Annotated in this window: 2 protein-coding genes and 1 pseudogene; 2 read left to right on the top strand and 1 reads right to left on the bottom strand. The window is 41.0% G+C overall.

Translation table 11 applies throughout. The features are described 5' to 3' along the window. Nucleotides 1–82: 82 nt before the first annotated feature. Together NFR29_RS08215 and NFR29_RS08360 are read left to right on the top strand one after the other, a co-directional pair. Complete coding sequence (locus tag NFR29_RS08215; protein ID WP_251425517.1) at nucleotides 83–1,243, top strand: DUF2827 family protein; 1,161 nt, start codon at nucleotides 83–85, stop codon at nucleotides 1,241–1,243. 41 nt (nucleotides 1,244–1,284) lie between these two features. Beyond that, a pseudogene (locus NFR29_RS08360) lies at nucleotides 1,285–1,413 on the top strand (ESPR domain-containing protein); the annotation flags it as partial. Between the two features lie 383 nt (nucleotides 1,414–1,796). On the opposite strand, the gene NFR29_RS08210 reads toward NFR29_RS08360, so the two are convergent. Further along, nucleotides 1,797–3,536 (bottom strand): hypothetical protein (locus tag NFR29_RS08210; protein WP_251425514.1); only part of this gene is annotated, 1,740 nt, incomplete at its 5' end.

Here is a 3,536-nt window from a genome sequence, read left to right as displayed (position 1 = left end):
CTTATTTTTTTTGCAAAAAAATAATGTTGGTTGTGCCACCTTGATGGTGACACCCCAACATTTATTATAGAACCATTAATTATTGGATAAACAGTTATCACAAAAGAAATTACGTATTGGCATTAGTCTGTTTTGGGGCGATAGTTATAATCATATTTGGTCAAATGGTGCTGGGCAAAATATGTATTTTTTAGCTCAAGTGTTAAAGGCTATTGATATAGTAGAAGACGTATACTTTGTGTATTGGGGAGGCGTCCAAAATAAGGATAATATTCCTAAAGGTCTTGATATAGACAGTATGGGGATAGAGTTGTATGAGTATACTGAAATTCTTGATACTACGGATATCATGATTGAAGGTACCTTGATTATAAATCAGGAAATTACTACAGCCTTTAGAAATAAAGGCTGTAAAATTGTTTCTTTCCGTATGGGTACCGATTATTTGATGGACATGGAAAAATTTGTTTATAAATTATCAGGAGGTCGTTCTTTTAATGGTGTCAGGTATGATGCTGTTTGGATGTCGCCACATCTTTTTAATAGTAATCGCGACTATGTTGGCATTATGACTCGTAGCCCTGTTAGTGTAGCTCCTTTTTTGTGGAGTCCATTTTTCTTGAATAAACAAATTGAAACGAATACAAATAATGATACCTATCCAGGATTTGGGTATAAGCCTGGAAAAAGAGCTAAGCGCATTACTACATTAGAACCTAATATTAGTATTTGTAAATCGGCTTTTACCCCTATCCTTATTATTGAGGAAGCTTATCGACGAGATAAATCATTAATTGAACATGCTTATATTTGTAATTCCTTTGAAAAGAGAGAGGATCAGGTTTTTAAAAACTTTATTGGTTGGACCGATATTTTGAGAGATAAGATTCTATCTGTTGAGATAAGGCATATAACACCTTATTTCTTAGGTCGTTATACGGATATTGTGGTTTCACATAATTGGGAATTAGGTTTGAATTACGTGTATTTAGAGACTCTTTATGGAAATTATCCATTAATACATAATTCAGAATTTTTGAAAGAAGGAGGTGTGGGGTTTTATTATGACGGTTTTAATGCACGAGAGGGTGCTAGTCAGCTAATTCATGCTATTGAAACTTATGATAAACATTTGGACTTCCACAAAGAGAAACATCAACAATATTTAACTCAATTTGATCCATTGCATTATCGAAATATAGCAGAGTATAAACTCTTAATTGAAGATGTAATGAATAGTTGAGATATGGTGTGTGTGAATTTTGAAAGGAGTATGCTATAAAAGTGAATAAGATTTTTAAAGTTATATGGAGTCGTAGTAAGCAATGTTATGTTGTTGCATCTGAACTTGCTACAGGGCGAACTAAAGTTAATTCTAATAATTCAAAAGTAGTGGCAAAAAAAGCAGTAGCAGCATTGTTTGCTGGGGTAGTTTTGAGTCAAAGCTATGCACCGATTGTGATGGCCAGTACGATTACGGTAAATAATCCAACATTGAATGGTAAGCAAGAAGGTCAGAATAATGATAGGGTTTGGGACTCAGGCAATGGTTCGTATTATATTCTTAACATTGAAGGTAAGAATGGGATTGCTGTTGATTTAAAAGCTACAATGGGAGGGCAACATTCTAAGTATACAACCCAAAAGCAGACGTTGACAATTGGTTTAGATAGTAGTACAAGTACTGCTATTTCTAGTGCTATTTCATCAGCACAAAATGTAGCATCTTCTTTTGATGCAGTAAGCACAGCCGCTAGTAATGCACAGGTTACAGCGAGTACTGCGCTATCTACGGCTCAAAGCAATGCTACCGTGATTGGCAGCGTAAGCACAGCCACATCTACAGCACAATCCACGGCGGATGATGCATTAAACAAAGCAAACAACGCAAGTACAGCCGCATCTACGGCACAAAGCACAGCAAATGCAGCTAGCACGGCAGCGTCTACTGCCCAAGATACAGCTAATAGTGCTAGTACGGCGGCAAACACAGCATTGTCTACGGCAAATAGTTCTGCAACAACAGCAAGTACAGCGTTATCTACTGCACAAAGCAATGCAACAGTAATTGGCAGCGTAAGCACAGCCACATCTACAGCACAATCGACGGCGGATGATGCATTAACTAAAGCAAACAACGCAAGTACAGCAGCAAGCACAGCATTGTCTACAGCGAATAGCTCTGCAACAACAGCAAGTACAGCGTTATCTACGGCGCAAAGCAATGCTACCGTGATTGGCAGTGTAAGCACAGCCACATCTACAGCACAATCCACGGCGGATGATGCATTAAACAAAGCAAACAACGCAAGTACAGCCGCATCTATGGCACAAAGCACAGCAAATGCAGCTAGCACGGCAGCGTCTACTGCCCAAGATACAGCCAATAGTGCTAGTACGGCGGCAAGCACAGCATTGTCTACAGCGCAAAGCAATGCCACAGTGATTGGTAGCGTAAGCACAGCCACATCTACGGCACAATCCACAGCAGACGATGCATTAAACAAAGCGAATACCGCAAGTACAGCCGCATCTACTGCCCAAGATACAGCCAATAGTGCTAGTACGGCGGCAAACACAGCATTGTCTACGGCAAATAGTTCTGCAACAACAGCAAGTACAGCGTTATCTACTGCACAAAGCAATGCAACAGTGATCGGAAACGTAAGCACAGCAACATCTACAGCACAATCGACAGCGGATGATGCATTAAACAAAGCAAACAACGCAAGTACAGCCGCATCTACGGCACAAAGCACAGCAAATGCAGCTAGCACGGCAGCGTCTACTGCACAAGATACAGCTAATAGTGCTAGTACAGCGGCAAGCACAGCATTGTCTACAGCGAATAGCTCTGCAACAACAGCAAGTACAGCGTTGTCCACAGCACAAAGTAATGCAACAGTAATTGGAAATGTAAGCACAGCGACATCTACAGCACAATCGACAGCGGATGATGCATTAACTAAAGCAAACAATGCAAGTACAGCAGCAAGCACAGCATTGTCCACAGCGCAAAGCAATGCTACCGTGATCGGAAACGTAAGCACAGCCACATCTACGGCACAATCGACAGCGGATGATGCATTAAATAAAGCGAATACCGCAAGTACAGCAGCGTCTACTGCCCAAGATACAGCCAATAGTGCTAGTACGGCGGCAAGCACAGCATTGTCTACGGCAAATAGTTCTGCATCGACAGCAAGTACAGCGTTGTCCACAGCACAAAGTAATGCAACAGTAATTGGAAATGTAAGCACAGCGACATCTACGGCACAATCGACAGCGGATGATGCATTAACTAAAGCAAATAATGCAAGTACGGCAGCGTCTACTGCCCAAGATACAGCTAATAGTGCTAGTACTGCAGCAAGCACAGCATTGTCTACAGCGAATAGTTCTGCAGCAACAGCAAGTACTGCGTTATCTACAGCGCAAAGTAATGCCACCGTAATTGGTAGTGTAAGCACAGCCACATCTACGGCACAATCCACAGCAGACGATGCATTAAACAAAGCAAATAATGCAAGTACAGC

Origin of the sequence: Veillonella agrestimuris (genome assembly GCF_943193065.1) — a bacterium.
Lineage (GTDB): Bacteria > Bacillota > Negativicutes > Veillonellales > Veillonellaceae > Veillonella > Veillonella agrestimuris.
The sequence above is the reverse complement of the archived record's forward strand: the minus strand, read 5'-3'. Positions and strand labels throughout refer to the sequence as shown.